This window comes from Oceanobacter sp. 5_MG-2023 (genome assembly GCF_030548165.1).
Taxonomy (GTDB): Bacteria; Pseudomonadota; Gammaproteobacteria; order Pseudomonadales; family Oceanobacteraceae; genus Oceanobacter.
Genome location: NZ_JAUORS010000058.1, coordinates 1 through 1404, shown reverse-complemented (window position 1 = coordinate 1404; position 1404 = coordinate 1). Strand labels below are relative to the sequence as shown.

Annotated in this window: 1 protein-coding gene; it reads left to right on the top strand. The window is 50.6% G+C overall.

Annotation, left to right across the window (positions count from 1 at the left end):
• Positions 1-1212 (top strand): DEAD/DEAH box helicase (locus tag Q4551_RS16100; RefSeq protein WP_303434940.1); only part of this gene is annotated, 1212 nt, incomplete at its 5' end.
• Positions 1213-1404: the final 192 nt, after the last annotated feature.

Sequence of the window (1404 nt, the reverse complement as noted above, 5' to 3'; positions counted from 1 at the left end):
TTCTGGTCATCAGACACCTCGTTTATGGTGGCGATTTTACCACCTACGTTGGTGTCCGGAATCATTGAACCACTACAGTTGGCGCGTAGTTTGGGAGCAGGCCATCGAGTGATACATGGGGTGGCAGGTTCTGGCAAAACGCTGATTCTTGGCTATCGCTGTGAATTGTTGGCGGCAACCAGTAGTAAGCCGGTTCTGGTGTTGTGTTTTAACATTACGCTGGCGCGTAAGCTGAATGCGCTCATGTTGGCCAAAGGGTTGGAGCATCGGGTACAGGCATTGCATTTTCATGATTGGTGCAAGCGTCAATTGAACACTTATCAGGTTAATACGGTTGCCGGACCTGAGCCTGTCTGGGAGCGTCAGGTGGAATCGGTAATACAGGGAGTAGCACAAGGGCATATTCCTCGTGCCCAGTATGGAGCCTTGTTGATTGATGAAGGACATGATTTTGAGGCGGAATGGCTGACTCTGCTGGTGCAAATGATCGATCCGGAATCGGATTCTCTATTGCTGCTTTACGATGATGCCCAGTCGATCTATCAAAAACGATCCGGTCTGGGGTTCAGTTTGTCGAGCGTTGGTGTCAAGGCGCAGGGGCGGACAACCATCTTGCGCCGGAATTATCGCAATACCCGTGAAATTCTGGCGTTTGCATATCAGTTTGCCGAGCGATATATCTGCGCAAAAAGCTCAGATGATGACCACATACCGGTATTGGCACCGGAATCTGCCGGACGTTCTGGCCCTGTGCCTGTGGTTACGATGGGCCAGCACTGGCTGGATGAAATGGCTCATGCCGTGGCGCACTTGCAGCGTTGGAAAGCCCAAGGTATGCGCTGGAACGAGATGGCAGTGTTGTATGTTACCGGGCAGCAAGGTTCGACGTTGGCCAGTTATTTAAAACGCAGTGGTATCCCCTGTGTCTGGTTAGCTTCTCAGTCGTTCAAATTTGGGTATGACCCACAACAAGACAAGGTCGCTGTGATGGCGATTCCTTCCAGTAAGGGGTTGGAGTTTCCAGCGGTTGTTGTGATGGGTAGCGGTGAATTATCTTGTGATGATGAACAACTGGTCCAGAGTGCCCGGTGGTTATACGTAGGGATGACGCGGGCGCAAAGCGAGTTGCAACTGACCTGCTCGAAAAACACGCCGCTGGTGGCTCAATTGCAAGCGTCCGAAACATCCATCGTAGATACCGTAGAATACTGAAGCGCTTTTTTATTGAGACAGCCACGAATTTTTTTATTAGGACAGCCATCACTGGGGCATAGCCGATGAGAAAGCACAGATCTTCTTCTGCGTATTACGGCGACTCACACGCCGCCCCAAATGGCTAATCGGCTGTTATTTATAAAGAATCAGCTGCTGTTCAAAGATTCAAGCCAAACGCAAACCTTCGGT